The organism is Kribbella sp. NPDC104740 (assembly GCF_055583505.1).
Map to the genome: position 1 here is coordinate 497,920 of NZ_JBVJNV010000003.1, position 20,785 is coordinate 518,704.

16 protein-coding genes are annotated in these 20,785 nt (G+C 69.8%); 14 read left to right on the top strand and 2 right to left on the bottom strand.

Translation table 11 applies throughout. The annotated features are described in order from the left end of the window. The first annotated feature begins 41 nt into the window (after positions 1-41). The 10 genes from ACZ6Z4_RS18470 to ACZ6Z4_RS18515 all read left to right on the top strand — a co-directional run bounded on the left by ACZ6Z4_RS18470 (position 42) and on the right by ACZ6Z4_RS18515 (position 11,313). A complete protein-coding gene (locus ACZ6Z4_RS18470) occupies positions 42-1,580 on the top strand; it encodes a DUF5010 domain-containing protein (protein ID WP_465565291.1) in 1,539 nt (512 codons plus the stop codon). 197 nt (positions 1,581-1,777) lie between these two features. After that, positions 1,778-2,524, top strand: coding sequence for a sugar phosphate isomerase/epimerase family protein (locus ACZ6Z4_RS18475; protein WP_465565294.1), 747 nt, complete (start codon positions 1,778-1,780; stop codon positions 2,522-2,524). Beyond that, positions 2,521-3,618, top strand: coding sequence for a Gfo/Idh/MocA family protein (locus ACZ6Z4_RS18480; protein WP_465565297.1), 1,098 nt, complete (start codon positions 2,521-2,523; stop codon positions 3,616-3,618). Before ACZ6Z4_RS18475 ends, ACZ6Z4_RS18480 begins: the two co-directional genes overlap by 4 nt. Beyond that, a complete protein-coding gene (locus ACZ6Z4_RS18485) occupies positions 3,615-4,220 on the top strand; it encodes an SGNH/GDSL hydrolase family protein (RefSeq protein WP_465565300.1) in 606 nt (201 codons plus the stop codon). The genes ACZ6Z4_RS18480 and ACZ6Z4_RS18485 overlap by 4 nt, the downstream gene beginning before the upstream one ends. A gap of 11 nt (positions 4,221-4,231) precedes the next feature. Further along, positions 4,232-6,682 carry a glycoside hydrolase family 2 protein gene (locus tag ACZ6Z4_RS18490; protein ID WP_465565304.1) on the top strand — a complete coding sequence of 817 codons (2,451 nt, stop codon included), beginning with the start codon at positions 4,232-4,234 and terminating at the stop codon, positions 6,680-6,682. A 34-nt stretch (positions 6,683-6,716) separates the two neighbouring features. Further along, positions 6,717-7,343, top strand: coding sequence for a MerR family transcriptional regulator (locus ACZ6Z4_RS18495; protein ID WP_465565307.1), 627 nt, complete (start codon positions 6,717-6,719; stop codon positions 7,341-7,343). A 153-nt stretch (positions 7,344-7,496) separates the two neighbouring features. After that, the gene (locus ACZ6Z4_RS18500; RefSeq protein WP_465565312.1) at positions 7,497-8,222 is read left to right on the top strand and encodes a polysaccharide deacetylase family protein; all 726 of its coding nucleotides are present in this window, start codon (positions 7,497-7,499) and stop codon (positions 8,220-8,222) included. A gap of 96 nt (positions 8,223-8,318) precedes the next feature. Next, positions 8,319-9,677 carry an APC family permease gene (locus ACZ6Z4_RS18505; RefSeq protein WP_465565315.1) on the top strand — a complete coding sequence of 453 codons (1,359 nt, stop codon included), beginning with the start codon at positions 8,319-8,321 and terminating at the stop codon, positions 9,675-9,677. Continuing rightward, positions 9,674-10,090, top strand: coding sequence for a hypothetical protein (locus tag ACZ6Z4_RS18510; protein ID WP_465565318.1), 417 nt, complete (start codon positions 9,674-9,676; stop codon positions 10,088-10,090). The genes ACZ6Z4_RS18505 and ACZ6Z4_RS18510 overlap by 4 nt, the downstream gene beginning before the upstream one ends. Beyond that, positions 10,090-11,313, top strand: coding sequence for a glutathionylspermidine synthase family protein (locus tag ACZ6Z4_RS18515; protein ID WP_465565321.1), 1,224 nt, complete (start codon positions 10,090-10,092; stop codon positions 11,311-11,313). Before ACZ6Z4_RS18510 ends, ACZ6Z4_RS18515 begins: the two co-directional genes overlap by 1 nt. Here ACZ6Z4_RS18515 and ACZ6Z4_RS18520 read toward each other — a convergent pair whose 3' ends face one another. Together ACZ6Z4_RS18520 and ACZ6Z4_RS18525 are read right to left on the bottom strand one after the other, a co-directional pair. Continuing rightward, complete coding sequence (locus ACZ6Z4_RS18520) at positions 11,314-12,789, bottom strand: NAD-dependent succinate-semialdehyde dehydrogenase (RefSeq protein ID WP_465565324.1); 1,476 nt, start codon at positions 12,787-12,789, stop codon at positions 11,314-11,316. Positions 12,790-12,808: 19 nt separating this feature from the next. After that, on the bottom strand, positions 12,809-13,876 hold the full coding sequence (locus ACZ6Z4_RS18525; RefSeq protein ID WP_363671770.1) for an MsnO8 family LLM class oxidoreductase: 1,068 nt from the start codon (positions 13,874-13,876) through the stop codon (positions 12,809-12,811). Positions 13,877-14,290: 414 nt separating this feature from the next. On the opposite strand from ACZ6Z4_RS18525, the gene ACZ6Z4_RS18530 reads away from it, so the two are divergent. The 4 genes from ACZ6Z4_RS18530 (at position 14,291) to ACZ6Z4_RS18545 (ending at position 20,706) form a co-directional block, all read left to right on the top strand. After that, positions 14,291-17,188: a type 2 lanthipeptide synthetase LanM family protein gene (locus tag ACZ6Z4_RS18530; RefSeq protein ID WP_465565328.1), complete on the top strand. Its 2,898-nt coding sequence runs from the start codon at positions 14,291-14,293 to the stop codon at positions 17,186-17,188. Continuing rightward, positions 17,185-17,391, top strand: a complete 207-nt coding sequence (locus tag ACZ6Z4_RS18535) for a hypothetical protein (RefSeq protein ID WP_465565332.1) — start codon at positions 17,185-17,187, stop codon at positions 17,389-17,391. Before ACZ6Z4_RS18530 ends, ACZ6Z4_RS18535 begins: the two co-directional genes overlap by 4 nt. A gap of 86 nt (positions 17,392-17,477) precedes the next feature. Further along, entirely contained in the window at positions 17,478-17,687 is a 210-nt protein-coding gene (locus ACZ6Z4_RS18540) for a hypothetical protein (protein ID WP_465565335.1), read from the top strand. A 97-nt stretch (positions 17,688-17,784) separates the two neighbouring features. Continuing rightward, complete coding sequence (locus ACZ6Z4_RS18545) at positions 17,785-20,706, top strand: helix-turn-helix transcriptional regulator (protein WP_465565338.1); 2,922 nt, start codon at positions 17,785-17,787, stop codon at positions 20,704-20,706. The last annotated feature ends 79 nt before the right edge of the window (positions 20,707-20,785 follow it).

Sequence of the window (20,785 nt, forward strand, 5' to 3'; positions counted from 1 at the left end):
GTCACGACCGCCCGATCGATCTCGGAGGCTTGAAGTTGTCCATGAACAGAATCTGCCGGCGATGGGGAACCACCGCCGCCGGACTGGCGGTACTGGGCGTTCTGACGGCGGTGGCACCTGCGGACGCCGACGTCCGGCCGGCGCCGGCCGCGACCAGCGGCTTCGTGGGGGTGACCTTCGGGTTCGACAGCGACACCCTCCGCGGGGCGCCGTACAACAACCAGGGCAGCCGGATCCACAACATCCCGATGTTCAGGCCGACCGGAGACCTGGCCGTCTTCTGGGACAACTACGTCGAGCAGCTGGTCAGCGCCGGAGTGGACTACGTCGCGGTCAACACCCGGGGCTTCGTGCCGGGCAGTGCGGTGCCCTCCGGGAGCGGAGACCCGCGCGGTCTCGGCGCGCTGGTCGCCGCGATCGATCGCCGCGGGGTCGCCGATCGGCTGAAGATCGCCGCGTTCGACGACACACCGGCGTCACTGACCGACAAGAAGAACCAGGTCAAGCATCGCACCGGCGGCTACGAGCCGAAGTTCGACCTCGCCGATCCCGACGGATCCGGCGAAGGCGGGTACCAGTACCTGTGGGAGAACAACCTGCGCGAGTTCTACCGGCAGGTTCCCGACACCCTGCGCTTCAAGGTCGACGGCCGGCCGCTGGTGCTGTCGTGGTCGATCGGTGACTTCGCGTTCACCAACCAGGGCAACGGCAACGCCGCCGAGCTCCTGCGGTACCTGCGGTCCCGGGCCCAGGCCGAGTTCGGGATCACCCCCTACCTCGTGGTCGACCAGAACTGGCTCCAGGAGGATCCGGCGGTCTCCGAGGTCGTCGACGGCGTCGACAGCTGGTTCACCGTGCCCGGCCCGGGCTCCAGCCTGACCACCTTCAAGAACAACACGTTCGGGGTGGCCGTGCCGGGATTCCGCTTCGTGTCCGGAAGCACGAACATGGTCATCGAACCTCGCCACGGCCAGGCCTATGCCGCGAACCTCGCCGCCACCGCCGGGTCCGGCGCCAAGATCACCCTGATCGAGGGGTTCACCGACTGGCAGGAGAACGCAGCCGTCCTGCGTACTGCCGAGGGAAGCTACGACCAGCGGCTGACCGACTACCCCAACCAGATGATCAACATCACCCGTCGCTACTCCCGGACCCCGTTCCCGTCGACCCTGCGGGTCGAGGCCGAGTCCGCCGACAGCGTCTTCGACACGACCGCGGCCAACACTCTGGGCACCTACCGCGACGGCAGCCTCGACGTCGAACGAACGCCGGACGCCGGTGGAGGGTGGAACGTCGGTGCCACCGCGGCCGGAGAATGGCTGGAGTGGAAGGAGCTGCCGCTCCAGGGTGACGTCCGGATGACCGTCAGGGTGGCCACTCCCAACCCCGGCGCGACGCTGCGCGTCGTGGTCGACGGAAAGCCAGGACCGACGGTCACGATTCCGGTGACCGGTGGTTGGCAGAACTACCGGACCGTCGAGGCGGGCGGTTTCTCGTTGCCGGCCGGCTCTCACCACACCGTCCGGGTCGAACTGCCGACCGGCAATCTCAACCTGAACTACTGGACCGCGAACTCCTGAGCCGGTGACGGTGCTGCGGTGCCGGTCGTGCTCCTGATCGGCGGTAAGCGCTTGCTCAGATTGCCCGGACCCTGGTTGGACTCTGGTCCTGCCGGGGCATCCTGGGATAGTCTGCGGGGCGTTACTTAACCGGTTCGGTCAAGGATGTCGTGGGGACTCTGGGCAGCGGAGGAGCCATGGCGAACGAGGAGAGAAGCATGGTCGCAGTGGACAACCTGTCCCTTCAGCTCTACACCGTGCGGTACAAGCTGGAGGAGGACTTCGACGCCACCCTGGCTCGGATCGCCGAGATCGGGTACACCAAGGTGGAGCCGTTCGGGCTGGTGAATCTCGCCGCCCAGCTGGCCGACGCGCTGCCCAAGTACGGACTGTCGGCGCCGAGCACGCACGCGGGGCTGCTCCGGGACGACAACGGGCCGATCTTCGAGGCTGCCCAGCAGCTCGGGATCGGGACGGTCATCGACCCGCACACCGACCCGGCGCGCTGGCAGTCGGCGGACGAGATCAAGGTGATCGCCGAAGGGCTGAACGCCGCCGCCAAGGTCGGCGCCGAGCACGGCATCACCGTCGGTTACCACAACCACCACTTCGAGCTGGAGTCGGTGATCGACGGGGTGCACGCCCTGGAGATCCTGGCCGACCACCTGTCCGACGAGGTCATCCTCGAGGTCGACACCTACTGGGCCGCCGTCGGCGGTGCCGACGTACCGGCTCTGCTCGGGCGGCTCGGTGACCGGGTGAAGGCGCTGCACGTCAAGGACGGCGACGGCACCCTGGACAACAAGGCGCAGGTCGCGGTCGGCGACGGCACCATCGCCGTCAACGACATCCTGGCCGCCGCCCCGACGGCGCTGCGCGTGGTCGAGCTCGACGACTTCACCGGCGAGATCTTCGACGCGGTGGAGGGCAGCTTCCGCTACCTCACCGGGCAGGACCAGGCATGACCCAGGTCGGCGTAGGGGTCATAGGCGCCGGAGTCATCTCCGACGCCTACATCAAGAGCATGCAGAGCTTCCCGGACCTGAAGGTCGTCGCGATCGGCGACCTGCGCCCGGAGGCGGCCAAGGCGAAGGCCGAGGAGTACGGCATCGCGGCGCACGGCGGCCCCGAGGCGGTGCTCAACAACGCCGACGTCGAGATCGTCGTCAACCTGACGATCCCGGTCGCGCACGTCGAGGTCGCGCTGGCCGCGATCGCGGCCGGCAAGCACGTGTGGAGCGAGAAGCCGTTCTCGCTCGACCAGGAGAGCGGCCTCAAGCTGCTCGCCACCGCCAACGACGCCGGGCTGCGGCTCGGCTGCGCGCCGGACACGATCCTCGGCCCGGGCCTGCAGACGTCGCGCCGGATGATCGCCAACGGTGACATCGGTACGCCGCTGACGGCGCTCACCCTGATGCAGTCCCCCGGCCCGGAGTCCTGGCACCCGAACCCGGCGTTCCTGTTCCAGGAAGGCGCCGGTCCGCTCTGGGACATCGGCCCGTACTACCTGACCACGCTGGTGCAGCTGTTCGGCCCGGTCGCCGCGGTCGCGGGTCTGGGGTCGAAGTCGCGTGAGAAGCGCACGATCGGATCGGGCCCGCTCGCCGGGACCGACTTCGACGTGACGGTTCCGACCCACGTCAGCGCGATCGCGCGGTTCGAGTCGGGGCAGTCGTCGCAGAGCATCTTCAGCTTCGACTCGCCGCTGCCGCGGGCCGGGTTCGTCGAGATCACCGGCTCCGAGGCGACCCTCGCCGTCCCGGACCCGAACCGGTTCGACGGCGAGATCAAGATCCGCCGCCGGGGCGGTGACGACTGGGAGACCGTCGCCACCACCGAGGCGACGGCCGAGCGCGGCACCGGCGTACTGGAGATGGCGCGGGCGATCCGGGCCGACCGGCCGCACCGGGCCAGCGGCGCGCTGGCGTTCCACATCGTCGACGTGATGGCCTCGATCACCGAGTCCATCGACACCGGCGCGTTCGTGGACGTGACGAGCACGGTCGAGGTCGCACCGGTCCTGCCGGACGACTGGGACGTGAACGCGGCCACCCTGTGACGGACAACCTCCTGGACCCCTGGCGGACCATCGTGTTCGCCGGGGACTCCGTCACCGACTGCGGCCGGCGCACCGACCCGGCCGGCCTCGGCGACGGCTACGTGAAGAACCTGTACGACGCCCTGCCGGGCCCGACGATCGTCAACGCGGGCATCAGCGGCAACCGCGCGGTCGACCTGGTCGCCCGCTGGGAGACCGACGTCCTCGCGCACCAGCCCGACCTGGTCTCGATCCTGATCGGGATCAACGACACCTGGCGGCGCTACGACGAGGACGACCCGACGTCGGCGGAGCAGTTCGAGGCGTCGTACCGCAAGTTGCTCGACCCGCTGAGTGGCGTCCGGCTGGTGCTGGTCGAGCCGTTCCTCGTCCCGGTGGACGACGAGCAACGCGGCTGGCGCGAGGACCTGGACCCGAAGCTCGAGGTGGTCCGCCGGCTCGCGACCGAGTACGGCGCGCTGCTGGTCCCCGCGGACGTCGAGTTTACCGCCCGGGCGGCCGAGGTCGGCCCGGAGACGCTCGCCGACGACGGCGTGCACCCGACGGCCGCGGGCCACCGCCTGCTGGCCGATCTGTGGCTCGGAGCCCTCACCAATTCATAGAAAGTACTTCTTTGAATCTCACCTCTGACAACGGCATCAGCTGGACCGTGCGCGCCGTGGCCGGTCAGGTGCCGGACGCGCATCAGGCCCTGCTCACCGCGCCGATCGCCGCGACCGTGCCCGGCGAGGTGCACACCGACCTGCTCGCGGCCGGCGTCATCCCGGACCCGTTCGCCGGCGCCAACGAAGGCGCGCTGCACTGGATCGGCCGGACCAGCTGGAGCTACCGGACGACCTTCGACTGGGCGCCCGACGGGCACGCGGTCCAGGAGCTGGTGGCCGAGGGCCTCGACACTGTCGCGACCGTCACGCTGAACGGCACCGAGATCGCGAAGACCTGGAACCAGCACCGCTCGTACCGGTTCGACGTCACCGCGCTGCTCGTTGCTGGGAGCAACGAGCTGGTGATCGAGTTCGCCGGCCCGGTGGCCACCGCGAACGAGATCGCCGAGCAGCGCGGGCGCTGGCCGCACACGAACCTGCACCCGTACAACGCGATCCGCAAGATGGCCAGCAACTTCGGCTGGGACTGGGGACCGGACGTCGCGACGGCCGGGATCTGGAAGCCGATCCGGATCGATTCCTGGACCGGCGTCCGGATCGACTCCGTCCGCCCGCTGGCGGGTCTCGACGGGTCGAACGGCACGCTGGACGCGAAGGTCGCGCTCGCCTGGGCCGAGGGATTCAGCGCCGAGGCAACGATCCGCGTCGAGGTCGGTGGCACGAGCAACGAGGTGACCGTTGCCGCGGGCACCACGGAAGCTTCGGTGCAGGCAACAGTTGCTGACGTCAACAAGTGGTGGCCGCGCGGGCACGGCGAGCAGCCTCTGTACGACGTCGCAGTGTCCTTGAGCGCCGGCGAGCAGACCGGCGGCTGGACCGGCCGGGTCGGCTTCCGGACGATCACGATCGACGTCGCCCCCGACGAGCACGGCGGCCCGTTCGTCCTGTCCGTGAACGGCAAACCGGTCTTCGTCCGCGGCGCGAACTGGATCCCGGACGACGCGTTCGTCACCCGGCTCGACCGGTCGACGTACGAGCGCAGCATCACCGACGCGATCGACGCCGACATGAACCTGCTCCGGGTCTGGGGCGGCGGCATCTACGAGACCGACGACTTCTACGACGTCTGCGACGAGCTCGGCGTGCTGGTCTGGCAGGACTTCCTGTTCGCCTGCGCGGCGTACTCGGAGGACGAGCCGCTGCGCAGCGAGGTCGAGGCGGAGGCTCGCGAGGCCGTCGCGCGCCTGAGCAAGCACGCCAGCCTCGCGGTCTGGAACGGCAACAACGAGAACATCTGGGGCTACGTCGAGTGGGGCTGGCGGCAGCCGCTCGCCGGGCGGACCTGGGGCGAGGGCTACTACTTCGACCTGCTGCCGAAGATCGTCGCCGAGCTCGACCCGCGGACGCCGTACTCGCCGGGCAGCCCGTACTCCTACGACCACTTCATCCACCCCAACGACGAGCGCAACGGCACCATGCACGTCTGGGACGTCTGGAACCAGGTCGACTACTCGACGTACCGCAAGTACCAGCCGCGGTTCGTCTCGGAGTTCGGCTTCCAGGGCCCGCCGGCCTGGTCGACGCTGACCTCGGTCGTGCACGACCAGCCGCTGGACCCGTACGGCGAGCAGATGCTCGTGCACCAAAAGGCGTTCGAGGGCAACCTCAAGCTGGAGCGCGGCCTCGGTGAGCACCTGCCGGTGTGGAAGAACATCGACGACTGGCACTGGACGACGCAGCTGAACCAGGCCCGGGCCGTTGCCTACGGCATCGAGCACTGGCGCAGCCTGTTCCCGCTGAACACCGGCACGATCGTTTGGCAGCTGAACGACAACTGGCCGGTGATCTCGTGGGCGGCGGTCGACGGGCATGGGCACCGCAAGCCGCTCTGGCACGCGCTCAAGCACGCGTACGCCGACCGTCTGCTCACCGTGCAGCCGCGCGACCACGAGCTGGTGGTTGCCGGGCACAACGACACCGACTCGACCTGGTCGACCTCGATCACTGTCGCCCGGCGGAGCACGACGGCCGGTGGCGCGGTACTCGCGCAGGAGACGTTCGCGCTGGAGGCCGGGGCCCGGTCGGCGGTGCTGAACACGCTGCCGGAGTCGCTGACGAAGGCGGGCGACCCGACCACGGAGTACCTCGAGGTCCGGGGCGCGGACGGCAGCTCGGCGTATTGGTACTTCGTCGAGGACACGTCGCTGCGGCTCGCGGGCGACGCCTACACGGCTTCGGTTACGGCTGTTGAGGGCGGCTACGACGTGACCGTGACGGCGACCGCGCTCGCGAAGGACCTGGCGCTGTTCCCGGACCGCCTCGACGCCGCGGCGAAGGTCGACAGCTGCCTGATCACCCTGTCCGCGGGCGAGTCGCACACCTTCCACGTCACCGGCGCCACGGCGCCGGCCGAGGTCGGCGTACCGGTGCTGCGGTCGGCGAACGACCTGGTGGCTTGAGTCTCCCCTGGGTGGAGACCGCAGAGTTGAGGGCATGACCTACTCGATCGGCGAACTGTCGCGGCTGGAGCTGATCCGGGCACTGCGGGATCTCGGGTTTCCGCTGGCGCGGATCGAGCAGTTGCTCGCCGGCGCCGTTGCTCTCGAACAGCTGATCAGGCTGGAGGAGGAAGCGCTGGAGGCCCAGCAGCAGACGCTCCGCTTGCGACAGGCCGTCCTGCGAGCAGCCCGCCGCCCCTCCCCCACGGCGAGGGGCGGCGGGGAAGAAGGGCTGGGGGCCGGGCGGCTGGGATCGCTTCAGCGGTTGGGAGCATTGTCGTCGGCTGGGCGCGCTGCTGTGGTGGACGACTTCCTGGCGAGCGTCTTCACGGCACCTGAGCCGGCGCTGGCGGCGGCCCGGCGGTCGATGATGCCGGAGTTGCCGGACGACGCGTCGGTGGAGCAGATCGAGGCCTGGGTCCGGCTGGCCGAACTGGCGCAGGACGCGGACTTCCGGGAACTGATGCGGGAGCTGGTCGACGGCTACACGGGCGCGTCGCTTCGGCCGGACGAGGTGGTTACGGCGGGAGACGTACTTCGAACTGCTCGCCGTGGTGAACGGCTGGGCGGCTCCGGACGACACCGCGGCGACGCTGCGGTGGTACCTGGAGGCTCACGTTGACCGTGGAGTGACGCATACTCGTGTCCTGTGACTGGGGCACGGGGATGGGTGTTGGTGGCGTTGTGCGCGGTGCTGCTCGTCGGGTGTGGAGATGTCCAACCGACGACGACTGCTCCACCGCCGACTGCGACAACACAGGCGGCGACGCCAACGATGACGCCGACCCCGAAGCCCAGCACCAGGCCCGGTGAGTCGCACGAGCAGAACCTGATGCCGATCGTGCAGCACGGTCCGCGGGACAGGCCGCGGATCGCGCTCACCTTCGACGCCGACCTCACCACCGCGATGCAGCGCCGGCTCACCAGCGGCAAGGTGAAGTCGTACTACAACGACGCCCTCTTCCAGCACCTGCGCGAGCTGAAGGTCCCGGCGACGCTCTTCCTCACCGGCCTGTGGATGGAGCAGTACCCCGACCGCACCCGCGAGCTCGCCGCCGACCCGCTGTTCGAGCTCGGCACTCACACCTACGACCACCGCGCGTTCACCAAGCACTGCTACACCCTCGGCACCGTCCCGAAGCCGGCGATGCTCACCGACGTACGCCGGGCGGTCACGATCCTCGACCGGCTCGACCCGCACGCCACCCGCTGGTTCCGGTTCCCCGGCGGCTGCTACGACGGTACGGCGCTGCACGAGCTGGCCCCGGCCGGCGTCACCGCGGTCGGCCTCGACGTCCCGGGCGCGGACGGCTTCGCCAAGTCCCCGAAGCCGATCGTCAAGCAGGTTCTCAGCCACGCGCAGAACGGCTCGATCGTCGTCCTGCACATGCACGGCGGCGACAACGCGCCGTACACCGACGAAGCCATCGTCCCGATCGTCACCGCGCTCCGCGCGAAGGGCTTCGAACTCGTCACCGTGACGGAACTGATGAAGCGCTGAGCACGTCAGTACGTGCAGTCAGCTGAGCGCAGACCCGGGTGGGATGGCACTCTGGGGGCTGATCGAGATGGTCCGGCAACCAGAGGGTGGGGCACTGTGACGACGACGGAGTCGCGGTCACGCGGCCGCAACCTGCGCCGTGACGCCCTGGGCGTCGGAGCAGGGACGGCGATCGGCGTCTCGTCCACCGCACCGGCGTACTCACTGGCTGTGTCGGTAGGGCTGCTCGCTGCGTACACCGGGGCCGCTGCGCCGCTGGTGCTGGCGCTCAGCGCCGTACCGGTCGTGCTGGTCGCGCTCTGCTTCCGTGAGCTCAACCAGGCCGAGCCGGACTGCGGTACGACGTTCCCGTGGACCGAGAAGGCCTTCGGGCTCGGTGTGGGCCGCATGGTCGGCTGGACCACGGTCATGGCCTGCGTACTGGTGATGAGCAACCTGGCGCAGGTCGCCTCGGTCTACACCTACGCACTGCTCGGTCTGGACGGTGCAGAGGAGTCCCGGCTCGCCCAGGCCGCACTGGGCACGGTCTTCATCCTGGTGATGGCTCTGCTCGCCTACCGCGGCGTGCGGGTCGCAGCGGGCACACAGCTGCTGCTCCTGTCGGTTGAACTGATCGCACTGCTCTGGTTCGTCGTCGGAGCGTTCAGCGAGGCCGGCACGCTCAGCATCCCGGCCTTCTCCGACACAGGTCAGGGCGCCTGGGCCGCCGGCGTACTGGTCGCGGTGTTCCTCTACTGGGGCTGGGACTCGTCGTTCAGCGTCAACGAGGAGTCCCGCAACCCGCGCAGCACACCAGCGATCGCAGCACTCGTCTCCAACGCCATCCTGGTCGTCCTGTACGTCGTGGTCGCCTGGGCCGCCGTCGCGTACGCCGGAACCGAGCAGCTGGCCGGCATCGCCGACGACGACTTCTTCGCCGTCCTCGGCCAGGACCTGCTCGGTACGGCGGGCGGCAAGCTCCTGATCGCCGCGGTACTGGTCTCGGCGCTCGCCTCCACCCAGACCACGATCCTGCCGACCGCCCGGACGATGCTGTCGATGGCCCGCCGCGACGCGTTCCCCGGCCGGTTCGCCCGGATCTCGAAGCGGTACCACACGCCGAGCGTCTCGACCTGGGTGTTCGCGGCCGCCAGCGTGCTGATCTACGTGACCCTGGTGCTCACCTCGGACGCCGTCCTGGCCGACTCCGTCGCGGCGGTGTCCATCCTGGTCTCGCTGTACTACCTGGCGACGGCCGTCGCCGTACCGGTGTACTTCAACGGCCAGATCCGTGGCCGCGTCGTGCAGCGGCTCGTCGTACCGGCGCTGGCGACGGTGTCGTTCGTGACGGTGCTCGTGCTGGCGGTGGCCGACGTGGGTACCGGGCCGCTGGTTGTGGTGGGTGTGACGATGGTGGTGGGTGCCGCGGTGATGTTCTCGATGAAACCGCCGGCCGAGGGGGAGGGACGACGATGAGCGACCGCCGGATGCGCAGTGTCGGGATCACGCTCGGCCTGACCGCGCTGGTCGCGGCCTCGCTGACCGGCTGCTCCAGCGACGACGACCAGCCGGAGTACGCCGCGATCTGCGTCGACCCGCAGACCGAGCAGCGCACCGACGACAGCAACTGCAAGGACGAGCGCGAGTACCACGGCTCCGGCGCGGGCTTCTTCTGGTTCTACATGGCCACCCGCGGCGGCGGGCTGGTGCCGCCGATCGGCGGCCGCTACAACGCCGGCCAGGGGACGTACACGATCCCGCGCACCAGCCAGGGCGGCAGCGGCAGCCCGACGATCAAGCGCGGCGGCCTGGACACCAAGGGCGGCGACATCGGGACGATCTCGCGCGGCGGGTTCGGTAAATCGGGCAAGGGGAGCTCTGGCGGCTGATGTGGCGGCACTCGATCAAGCCCCGCAAGGACTGGCGCGACACCGTCGTCGAGCAGGGGCTGGTCTTCCCGATGACCGACATGCCCGACGGCTCCGAGCGCCCGTACTGGAACGAGAGCGCCTGGTACGAGGTGACCATGGACGAGGTGCTGCACCTCGAGGAGGTCACCGAGGAGCTGTACGGGATGTGCAAGCACGCCGCGGCCGTGATGGCCGCCGGCGATCGCTTCAGTGACGCCCAGCTCGGGCTGCAGCCGGGCACGCTGCCGCTGGTCCAGGAGTCGCTGAAGCGTGACGACCTGTCCGTGTACGCGCGCTTCGACCTGGTCTGGAACGGTGTCGAGCCGAAGATGCTGGAGATCAACGGCGACACCCCGACCGGCCTGCTGGAGTCGGCGGTGATCCAGTGGAACTGGCTGGAGGACGTGTTCCCCGACGCCGACCAGTGGAACTCGGTGCACGACCGGCTGGTGAAGTGGTGGAGCGACCAGCGCGCCGCCGGGCGGTTCCCCGGCAACGAGGCGCACTTCTTCAACTCCGGCGCCGAGACCAGCGGCGAGGAGGCGATGACCGTCGCCTACCTGCGCGACACGGCGGCGATGGCCGGCCTGGCGACGTACGGGCACGAGATCGAGGACCTCGGCTGGGAGTCGAACCAGCGCGCGTTCGTCGACTGGGGCGGGCGGAAGATCCGGACCGCGTTCAAGCTGTACCCGTGGGAGGACATGCTCGACGACGAGTTCGGGCGGTACCTGCTGGCCGGGACCGAGCGCGAGCCGGTGCAGTGGATCGAGCCGATCTGGAAGACGATGCTGTCCACCAAGGCGATCCTGCCGGTGCTGTGGGAGCTGTACCCCGACCACCCGAACCTGCTCCCGGCGTACTTCGACAACCCCGGTGACCTGCTCGAATGGGTCGCCAAACCGCTGCACGGGCGCGAGGGCAGCAACATCCGGATCCACACCATCGGCGGTGACGACCACGTGCACGACGGGCCGTACGACACCGAGACGATGGTGTACCAGGAGTGGAGCCCGCTGCCGTCGTACGAGGGGAACCGGGCGGTGATCGGCAGCTGGATCGTCGACGGCGCCGCGGCCGGGATGATGGTCCGCGAGTCCGACGGACCGATCACCGACTACTACGCCCGTTTCGTCCCGCACGCGATCGGCACGTCACCGCGGCCCGACCAGGAGACGATCCAGCAGTGGCTGACGGAGTGATCAGCCGAGGTTGACCGCGACGTACTTGACCTCGAGGTACTCGTCGATGCCGACGCTGCCGCCCTCGCGGCCGAGGCCGGACTGCTTGACGCCGCCGAAGGGCGCGGCCGGGTTGGAGACGATGCCCTGGTTGAGGCCGATCATGCCGGTCTCCAGCTTCTCCGAGACCCGCAGCGCGCGACCGAGGTCGTTGGTGAACAGGTACGAGACCAGGCCGAACTCGGTGTCGTTGGCCATCGCGACCGCCTCGTCCTCGGTCTCGAACGCGGTCAGCGGCGCGACCGGGCCGAAGATCTCCTCCTTCTGCAGGCGCGCCGACTTCGGTACGTCGGTGAGCACGGTCGGCGGGTAGAAGTATCCCTTGCCCTCGGCAACTTCCGCGCCGGTGAGGACGCGGGCGCCCTGCTCGACGGCGTCGTCGACCAGCTCCTTGACCTTGGCGCGCTGCTTGGCGTCGATCAGCGGGCCGACGTCGACACCGTCCTCGGTGCCGCGGCCGACCGTCAGCGCGGCCATCTTCTCGGTCAGCTTGGTCGCGAACGCCTCCAGCACGGACGATTGCACGTAGATCCGGTTGGCCGCCGTACAGGCCTCGCCGCCGTTGCGCATCTTGGCCAGCATCGCGCCCTCGACGGCCTGGTCCAGATCGGCGTCGGCGAAGACCAGGAACGGTGCGTTGCCGCCGAGCTCCATGCTCGTCCTGAGGACCTGCTCCGACGCCTGCTCCAGCAGCTTCTGCCCGACCGGCGTCGAGCCGGTGAACGACAGCTTCCGGGCCCGCGGGTCGCGGATCAGCGGCTCCATCACGCCGCCGGAGTCGCTGGTCGTGATCACGTTCAGTACGCCGGCCGGCAGCCCGGCCTCGGTCATCAGCTCGGCCAGCTTCAGCATCGACAGCGGCGTCTGCGCGGCGGGCTTGATCACCATCGTGCAGCCGGCCGCGACCGCCGGGCCGATCTTGCGGGCGCCCATCGCGGCCGGGAAGTTCCACGGCGTGATCAGCAGGCACGGCCCGACCGGCTGCCGCATCACCAGGAACCGGCCCTGCCCGTTCGGCGCGACCTGGTAGCCGCCGTCGATCCGGACCGCCTCCTCGGCGAACCAGCGGAAGAACTCGGCGGCGTACGCGATCTCGCCCTTGGACTCGGCGACCGGCTTGCCCATCTCCAGCGTCATCAGCAGCGCCAGCTCGTCGGCGCGCTCGGTCATCAGCTCGTACGTTCTTCTGAGGATCTCGCCGCGCTCCCGCGGAGCGGTCGCGGCCCAGTCGGCCTGCGCGGCGACGGCGGCGTCGAGCGCTGTGCGGCCGTCGGCCGGGGAGGCGTCGGCGACCTGGACGAGCGTCGTACCGGTGGAGGGGTCTTCGACGGCGAGCGTTCTGCCGCCCTCGGCCGCTCGCCACTTGCCGCCGATGAACAGCTCGGCCGGACACTGCTGGACGACATCCTGCTCGCGCGACATGCTCTGCCTTTCCATGGGTGGGGCAGTACCCACTTTAGGCAGTTGCTACGAAGTGCGGGGCAGAGCGGGGAACGGTCCGGATCGCCCGGGTCAGGGCCGCCGCGACCGTACGGAGGATGGAGGAGCGCACCAGGCCGTCGTACGCGAGGGGGGCGAGCATGATCTCGGCCGCACCGGTCCCGGCGGCCAGCTTGGCCAGTCCGGCCGCGACGGTCGAGCGGGAGCCGACGATGTGACCGGGGTCGTCCAGGAGCCGTTCGGCCCGGCCCCTCTCCCGTCCGGTGATCGGGGGCTCCAGCAACTCGAGCAGCTCGGCCGGAGTGGCCCGCGGCGACGCAGCGGCCAGCCGGTGCTTCACCCGGACGTACTCGGCCAGCCTGTTCAGCGCCTCCTCGTCGGTGTCGGCGGCAACGACTCCAACCGACACCCCCAGGTAGGGCTTGCCAGTGGGACCGGTCGGCTCGAACGTGTCCCGGTACGCCGCCGCAGCCGCGACGGTCGTCTCCGACGCGGTCAGGAAGATCGGCAGCCCTCGTACCGCGGCCAGCTGCGCCGTGGCCGGCCGGTTCGCCAGCACGAACACCGGCGGCGGCAGCCCGGCCAGCGTGAGGCGGACGTCCCCTACCGGGGTCCGTCCGGGCAGTCCGTCACGCAGGAACCGGCACAGCTCGTCCAGGCGCTGCGGGAACGTCTCCCGCGCGTCACCGGACCAGCCGAGCGCAGCCGCGGTACAAGGAGCAGACACGCTGCCTTCGCTGACCCCGAGGTCGATCCGGCTCGGGTACGCCGCGGCCAGCGCAGCGAACTGCTCGGCGATCAGCAGCGGCCTGTGGTTGCCCAGCAGCACTCCCCCGGAGCCCAGCCGGATCCGGTCCGTCCGAGCAGCCAGTACGGCGGCCAGCACCGCCGGCGCCGCACTACCCACCCCACGCACCCCGTGGTGCTCAGCGACCCAGAAGCGCCGGTAGCCGAGATCGTCGGCGGTCTGCGCGACCTCCACGGTCTCCCGCACCGCGGCGGCGGCGGACTGCCCAGCCGGCTGCGGCACGACGTCGAGCACCGAGTGGGCTGAGACCGGAAGACCGGGAGCTGGGCTGTACACCCGTCCACCGTGCCAGCCGGACGCCGTACCCACATGGGGGATTCGCCCCCATGTTCCTTGCCCCCGCCCCCGGCCAAAGATGGGGGCCCACGGCACTTGTCCGTCCCCTGACCGCTCAGGCATCGTTCTCGGCGTTCCAGCAGATCGACACCGGGAGGCCCGCCACGACCACACCGAGCAGCGGGGGCCGCTGACGGCCGCCCGCCACCCATGAATTCCTGAACCGGGAAAGCCTTCCACCAGAGGCCCACCGGTACAGGCGCTGCTGCCGCGGGGCGGTCGTCCCCCAGTCACCGTCCCGCGGACAGCTGCAAAACAAGCGTTTGCGGGACACGTAGGCCGAAGCGAACGCTTGCGGAAATATGGGGGACGCATACCCATGTCTTCCCGCCTGCCTGCTGCCACGCTGTCGGCGTGCTCGACTCAGCGACCACCGGAGCGCCTCCGACCGACCAGCCGAAAGCCTGGTGGTCAGCGGGGCTCGGTCCGCACGAGCAAGGCGCGGCGAAGCCCGCGTGGGCGGCGTACGTGGAACGCAGCCTGGAGTTTCGGTCTGTACCGCCACCGGCCGAGGGCGACTGGCAACAAGCCCTGATCCGTTGCCTTCACCCCCTACTGGTCACCGCCCGCACCGACCTGACCACCGCCGGTCACCCCGGCGACGTCACCGAGCAGTTCCTGCACCGGCTGGGACTGCGCCTGGTCAAACTGGCCGCCCGCACCCTGGTCCTGGAACTCTCCCGGGCCCGCAAACGCGGCGACCTGACCGGCGCCACCTCAGCCGAACGTTTCACCGACTTCACCCACCGGCTCGTTGGAGGGAGCGAGCTGGCGGACCTCCTGGCCGAGTACCCGGTACTGGCCCGGGTCCTGGGCGAGGCGTGCCGACAGTCCGTCGAGGGCCACCTCGAACTACTGGCCCGCCTCGCCGAGGACCGCGAGCTGATCACTGGGCTGCTCGGTGGTGAGGCCCCCGGAGCCCTCGTCGGCGTCTCCCCCGGCGGTGATCCCCATCGAGGCGGACGATGTACGGCAACCCTCACCTTCGCCGACGGTCGCCAGGTGATCTACAAGCCCCGGCCCCTGGAGCTTCACCAGCACTTCAACGAGATCGTCGCCTGGCTCAACAGCAAGACCGACCTGGGCCTGCGGACAGCCGAAGTCCTCCCGCGCACCGGCTACGGATGGCTCGAGCACATCCCGCACACCGAGTGCGCCGATCTCACCGGAGTGCACCGTTTCTACCAGCGGCAGGGCGCCCTGCTCGCCCTGCTCTACGTGCTCGACGGCACGGACATGCACTACGAGAACGTGATCGCCTGCGCCGACCAGCCGGTCCTGGTCGACATCGAGACGTTGTTCCATCCGAGCATCGTTCCCAGCGGAGCACTCGCCGAGGACCCAGCGCACGCGGCGCTGCTGAGCTCGGTCTTCAGAACGGCCCTTCTGCCCTTGCTGATCAGTGGCGAGCACGGAGTGGCGGACATGTCGGGCTTCGGCGGCGACGAAGGCACCACCACACCGAACAGCCGGGTCGACTGGGCCGATCCCGGCCTCGACTCCATGCACCTGGTACGACGTCCCGGTCTCGCGAGGGTCGGCCAGAACCGCCCCGAGCTCAACGGCGTGGCGGCCGAGCCCCGCGACCACGAGGTCGCCGTACTCACCGGGTTCCGGACCGCGTACGAAGCGATTGCCTGGCACCGCGACGAACTGCTCGGCCCCGAAGGACTGTTGTCCCGATGTGCCCAGGACGAGATCCGCTATCTGTCCCGGCCGACCAACACCTACGCGACGCTGCTCGACGAAGCCACCCACCCGGACGCACTGCGGAACGCGGACGGTCGCGGTCAGCTGCTGGACCTGCTCTGGGTCACCGACGACAGCCAGCAGGCGCTGGTCCCCCACGAACTGCGTGAGTTGTGGGACGGCGACATCCCGCTGTTCAGCACCCGGCCGGGCAGCCGCGACGTCTGGACCGCGGACGGCACCCGCGTCCCTGACTTCCTGGCTTGCCAGGGGCTGGCCGCGGTGGAGGCCAAGATCGCGGCGATGAGCGAACTCGACCAGCACCGGCAGAAGTGGCTGATCTCGGCGTGCCTGGCGACTCGTCCGGAACCGGTCGTGCACGCCGGTACGACGACTCGCCCCGGCCTGGGGGTGGCGGAGCCCGACCCGAAGCGGTTGCTGGCGGCAGCGACCGACATCGCCGACGAGATCATGGCCCACGTCCACGGCGACAGCGGCGGTCCGGCCAACTGGCTCGGCCTCGAACTCCTCGACGACCACCACTGGGCCGTGCTCCCGATGGGCGCCGGCTTGTCCAACGGGTACACCGGAACGGCCTTGTTCCTGGCCCAGATCGGAGCGCTCACCGGCGCCGACAAGTACTGCGAACTGGCGCGGGACGCGATCCGCCCGATCCCGCAGGTCCTGGAAGTGCTCGCGGCCGACCCCGAGACCGCGCGGATCGTCGGTCCCGGCTATCACGGACTCGGCGGGATCAGCCACGGCTTGAACCGGCTGAGCGAACTGCTGGACGATTCCGACCTCGCCAAGTGGCGCAACCAGTGCCTGGATCTGATGGAGAGCGTTCAGCCCGCAGCCGACGAGTTCCCCTCGTTCGGCGAAGGGGCCGCAGGTGGTCTGGCAGCGGTGCTGTCCATGCCCGGCGTCGCCGCCGCCGAACGACTGGCCACCAGGTACGCCGACGAGCTGGCGACCGCGGTGCAGGCAGGCGGTCCCGCAACCGCGGCCGGCTTCAGCCGCGGCTATGCGGGGGTCGCCTGGGCCCTCGGGCAGTACGGCGTACCAGGCGATCGCTACCACGCCGCAGCGCTTGCGGCCCTCGACCTGGACACGTCGGGAACAAGCCACCCCGGCTGGTGCTCAGGAGATGCAGGTACCGCTCTGGCTCGACTCAGCGCCGGAGCAGCGACCTCGATCGACCAGTACCTGCGCACCGCCACCGAACGTCCGATCCTCGCCGACTTGAGTTTGTGCCACGGCGAGCTCGGCGCGGTCGAGCCACTGGTGTGGCTCGCCGAACGCGATCACCCTGCCGCAGAGGCAGCCCGGCGCCGCCGGGCTGGGCTGGTGCTCGCAGTAGTAGAGCAGTACGGGCCGCGCTGCGGTACGCCACGAGCAGTCGCCTCCTCCGGTCTCCTGACCGGACTGGCGGGAATCGGCTACAGCCTGGTCCGGCTCGGCTTCCACGACCGAGTCCCCTCCGTACTGCTGCCAGAACCAACCGCCGGCCGACGATATCCATCACAGCACCGCGCCGGCACGTCCGACAGGGGAACCAGATGACCGCCCAGCACCCGATCGACGACCCCGTCCCGGCCGAGTCCGGACTCGTCGATCCAGACCCGATCGGTCCGATCACGATGCCCGGGCGCAGCCGGGCCGGTGCGCGAGCACTCGCACTGGTCGGCGCCGCCAGCGTGGCCGCGATGGCGGTCCACGCCCTGACCGAATGCACCACCCACACTTCGATCCAGGATCCCCACTGATCCGAGCCACCACAGGCCTGCCTCACCGGGCAGAACCTGACCGGGCCCGCCGCGACCGCGACCGGCCCACCACCCGAGGAGAAGCGATGACCGCTCAGCACAACAACGACGAACCCCGACCTGCCCTTTCGCCCGACAGCACCGATCCGCTCGGCCCGATCACGTTGCCGAAGCGCAGCCGGATCGGGTCCCGGGCACTCGCACTCGTCGGCACCGCCAGCGTCGCCGCGGTCGCCGTGCACGCCGTCCTGGACCACTGCACAACCAACACCACCCTCGGTGACGTCACTCAGTGACTGTTCCAGCAAGCGTTTGACGCAGCGGGATCGGTCGAGCAGTTCGACCGGCCGATCCCGCTGCGATGAGACCACTCGGCGTTTAGAGTTTGCTGGCATGCGGACCCATGCGCCTGGAGTGGTCGGCAGAGACGGGGAGATCAGTCATCTCGACCGTCTGCTGTCCGACGCACGCAACGGGCGCGGGGCTGCCGTTTTCCTGGTCGGTGAGCCGGGGATCGGCAAGAGCCGGCTGGCGGCGGTGGGCACCACAGCGGGCCTCGACCACGGCATGGTCACGTTGCGCGGACGGGTCGGGGCGATCGGTACGACGGTCGCCTTTCGCCCGTTCGCGGAGGCGCTGCTGTCGCTGATCCGGCGGGGCGAGATGCCCACACCGGAGAGCCTCGGTCACTACCGCCGGGTTCTCGGCCGGCTGATCCCGGAGTGGGACGACGGCGACGCGCAGGAGACCGCCACGTCCGCGATCGTGCTGGGCGAGGCGGTGCTGCGGCTGCTCGGACTGGTCGGCCGCGAGCGGGGCTGTCTGCTGGTGCTGGAGGACCTGCACGGCGCGGATCCCGAGACGCTCGCCGTGATCGAGTACCTGCTCGACAACCTCGAGGACCAGCCGATCGCGTTGATCGCCACTGTCCGTTCCGAGCGATGCCCGGCGGTCGAGCTGGCTCGACTGGCCGATCAGCGCGGCACGGCGGACGTCCTGGAACTGGGCCCGCTCAACCGCTCCGAAGTACAGCAGCTGGCTGCAACACGACTGGGTGTCGCACCGGACGCTGTGCCCGATCAGTTGGCCGACCGACTGTGGTCGGACAGCGCCGGCATTCCGTTCATCGTCGAGGAACTGCTCCAGGAAGCCAGCCGCTCCGGTCAGCTCCTCTCGGGCAACGACGGCAGCGTTCAGGTCGTCGACGACCTGAGGATGACCGTTCCGGCCGCGGTCGTCCGCAGCATCAGCAGCCGAACCGACAAGCTGGGTCCCCAGTCCCGTGAGCTGCTCGTCCTGGCGGCGGTCATCGGCCACCGCTTTCCGCTCAGCGTCGTCCGGCAAGCCAGCGGTATCGACGAGCGGCAACTGCTCGCCACTTTGCGGGCAGGTCTGGCCGCCCAGCTGGTCGGTCCGGACGAACCGGTGCCCGACTGGTACGCGTTCCGGCACCCGCTCACCGCAGAGGCGCTGCTGGCGGGCCTCAACCCGACCGAGCGTGCGTCGCTGGCTCGCCGGCTGGTCGTCGCGATCGAGTCACTGCACCCAGGACTTCCCGGCGAGTGGTCTCCGATGGTCGCCGAGCTGGCCGAGGTCGGTGGCGACAAGGGCCGGGCCGGGCGCCTGTTCGCCGAGACCGGCCGCCGGTCCTTCGACGAGGGGTCGATGGGCACCGCGGTGAATCTGCTCGACCGGGCCATCAAGCTGCTCGCCGGCGACGCCGACATCCAGTACCGCGCCGAGGTGCTCGGCGCACTGCTGCTGGCCCTCGGTGAAACCGGCCAGTTCGATCATCCGGCGGCCCGGCCCGAGGTGATCGACGAGCTGGCCAACCAGAACCTCGACCACCGCAAGGTCGCCGCGCTGCACGTCCAGCTCGCGGGCGTCGAGCACATGGCCGGCCGCTGGACGTCGGCGTCCACGCACGTTGCGACTGCGCGCTCGTTGCTCGGCGCGGACGCGGACGACGCCGACCTGGCGCCGCTCGACGCGATGGCGGCGGCGCTGGAGCTGGCCAGGACCAGTCCGGGCCGACTGAAGTCGGCGGCCGAGCTGGCCACCCGCGCAGCCGAGGCAGCCGAGCGCGCGAACCTGCCCGCGGTCGCCGTCGACGCCTGGCAGTTGCTCGGCATCCTCGCCCGGGAGCACGACCTCGAGCAGTCGATCGAGTACTTCCGCCGGGCCCGGCAGGTCGCCGCCGAGAACAACATGGGGGTCCAGCGGGTCACTTCGCACATCTTCCAGGCCGGATCGATGTGCTTGCGCGACGGCGACGTGGCCGAGCTGGAACGAGCCCGTCAGCAGGCCTTGCGGATCGGCGCCATCCCCAGCGCGTACGAGGTCGACGGCGTGCTCGGCCAGCAGGCGATCTTCCGGTCCGAGTACGCGAAGGCCGCGACGATGATCGAGGAGTGCCTGGAGGTCACCCGGCGACTCAAGCTGAGCCGCGGAGCGCCGTACGTGCTGGTCACCAAGGCCGTGCTGGCCGGGCATCAGGGACGGCGGGCCGAGATGGAGGAAACGCTCGCGGAGCTGGCGGCGTACGGGGAACGCGCGTCGCACGAACTGCCGCTGTCCTACGGCCTGGCTCGCACCTTCTGCGCGCTGCTGGAGGAGAACCGGGTGCTCGCCGACTCGGAGATGGCGCAGGCGCTCGCGTACGACGCCCAGAACCCGACCACGTTCCACATGTCCGGCAAGCACGGGCTCGGCCTCCTGCTCGGCGTCCTGGTGGGGCGGAACGGGTGGGCGCACTACGACGCGGTGACGGCGACCGCGGCCAGTGGGATGCGGTGGAACAAGCAGTTCGTGCAGTGGTCCCAAGCGATCCTGTTCGGCCGGGACGGCCGGGTCGCCGAAGCTAACGCCACTGCCGCCGCGGCGCTGGAGACGTCGTCCATCTACCCGATGGCACAACACCTCGGGCTCCGGCTGACCGCTGAACCCGCCTCCGCCGACGGCTGGGGAGATCCAGTGGCCTGGCTTCGGCAGGCTGAGGACTACTTCCACACAGCCGACGTCCAGCCGGTGGCCAGTGCGTGCCGGAGCCTGCTCCGCCAGATGGGCGCGACCGTCTCCCAGCGCCGCACCGGCTCCGATCAAGTCCCCGCGCACCTCCGCCAGCTGGGCATCACCACCCGCGAGTACGAGGTCTGTCTGCTCCTCGTCGACCGCATCGGGAACAAGTCGATCGCGTCGCGTCTGCACATCTCTCCCCGTACCGTGGAGAAGCACGTGGCGAGTTTGATGACGAAGACCCGGCAGCCGGATCGGGAGGCGCTGAGTAGTTTTGCGCGGACGGTGTTGCAGGACTGATCCCGGGTGGTGCGCGTGTGCTCGGGCGTGTTGGCGCCGGACAGTGATAGTTGTCGAGGCACGGACCCGGGTGAACCGC

What these genes read in the sequence shown, in the direction of transcription:
- ACZ6Z4_RS18480 (WP_465565297.1), top strand. Translation starts at nt 2,521, where the DNA reads ATGACCCAGGTCGGCGTAGGGGTCATAGGCGCCGGAGTCATCTCCGAC.
- ACZ6Z4_RS18500 (WP_465565312.1), top strand. Translation starts at nt 7,497, where the DNA reads ATGACGCCGACCCCGAAGCCCAGCACCAGGCCCGGTGAGTCGCACGAG.
- ACZ6Z4_RS18545 (WP_465565338.1), top strand. Translation starts at nt 17,785, where the DNA reads ATGCGGACCCATGCGCCTGGAGTGGTCGGCAGAGACGGGGAGATCAGT.
- ACZ6Z4_RS18475 (WP_465565294.1), top strand. Translation starts at nt 1,778, where the DNA reads ATGGTCGCAGTGGACAACCTGTCCCTTCAGCTCTACACCGTGCGGTAC.
- ACZ6Z4_RS18495 (WP_465565307.1), top strand. Translation starts at nt 6,717, where the DNA reads ATGACCTACTCGATCGGCGAACTGTCGCGGCTGGAGCTGATCCGGGCA.
- ACZ6Z4_RS18520 (WP_465565324.1), bottom strand. Translation starts at nt 12,789, where the DNA reads ATGGAAAGGCAGAGCATGTCGCGCGAGCAGGATGTCGTCCAGCAGTGT.
- ACZ6Z4_RS18540 (WP_465565335.1), top strand. Translation starts at nt 17,478, where the DNA reads ATGACCGCTCAGCACAACAACGACGAACCCCGACCTGCCCTTTCGCCC.
- ACZ6Z4_RS18510 (WP_465565318.1), top strand. Translation starts at nt 9,674, where the DNA reads ATGAGCGACCGCCGGATGCGCAGTGTCGGGATCACGCTCGGCCTGACC.
- ACZ6Z4_RS18535 (WP_465565332.1), top strand. Translation starts at nt 17,185, where the DNA reads ATGACCGCCCAGCACCCGATCGACGACCCCGTCCCGGCCGAGTCCGGA.
- ACZ6Z4_RS18470 (WP_465565291.1), top strand. Translation starts at nt 42, where the DNA reads ATGAACAGAATCTGCCGGCGATGGGGAACCACCGCCGCCGGACTGGCG.
- ACZ6Z4_RS18515 (WP_465565321.1), top strand. Translation starts at nt 10,090, where the DNA reads ATGTGGCGGCACTCGATCAAGCCCCGCAAGGACTGGCGCGACACCGTC.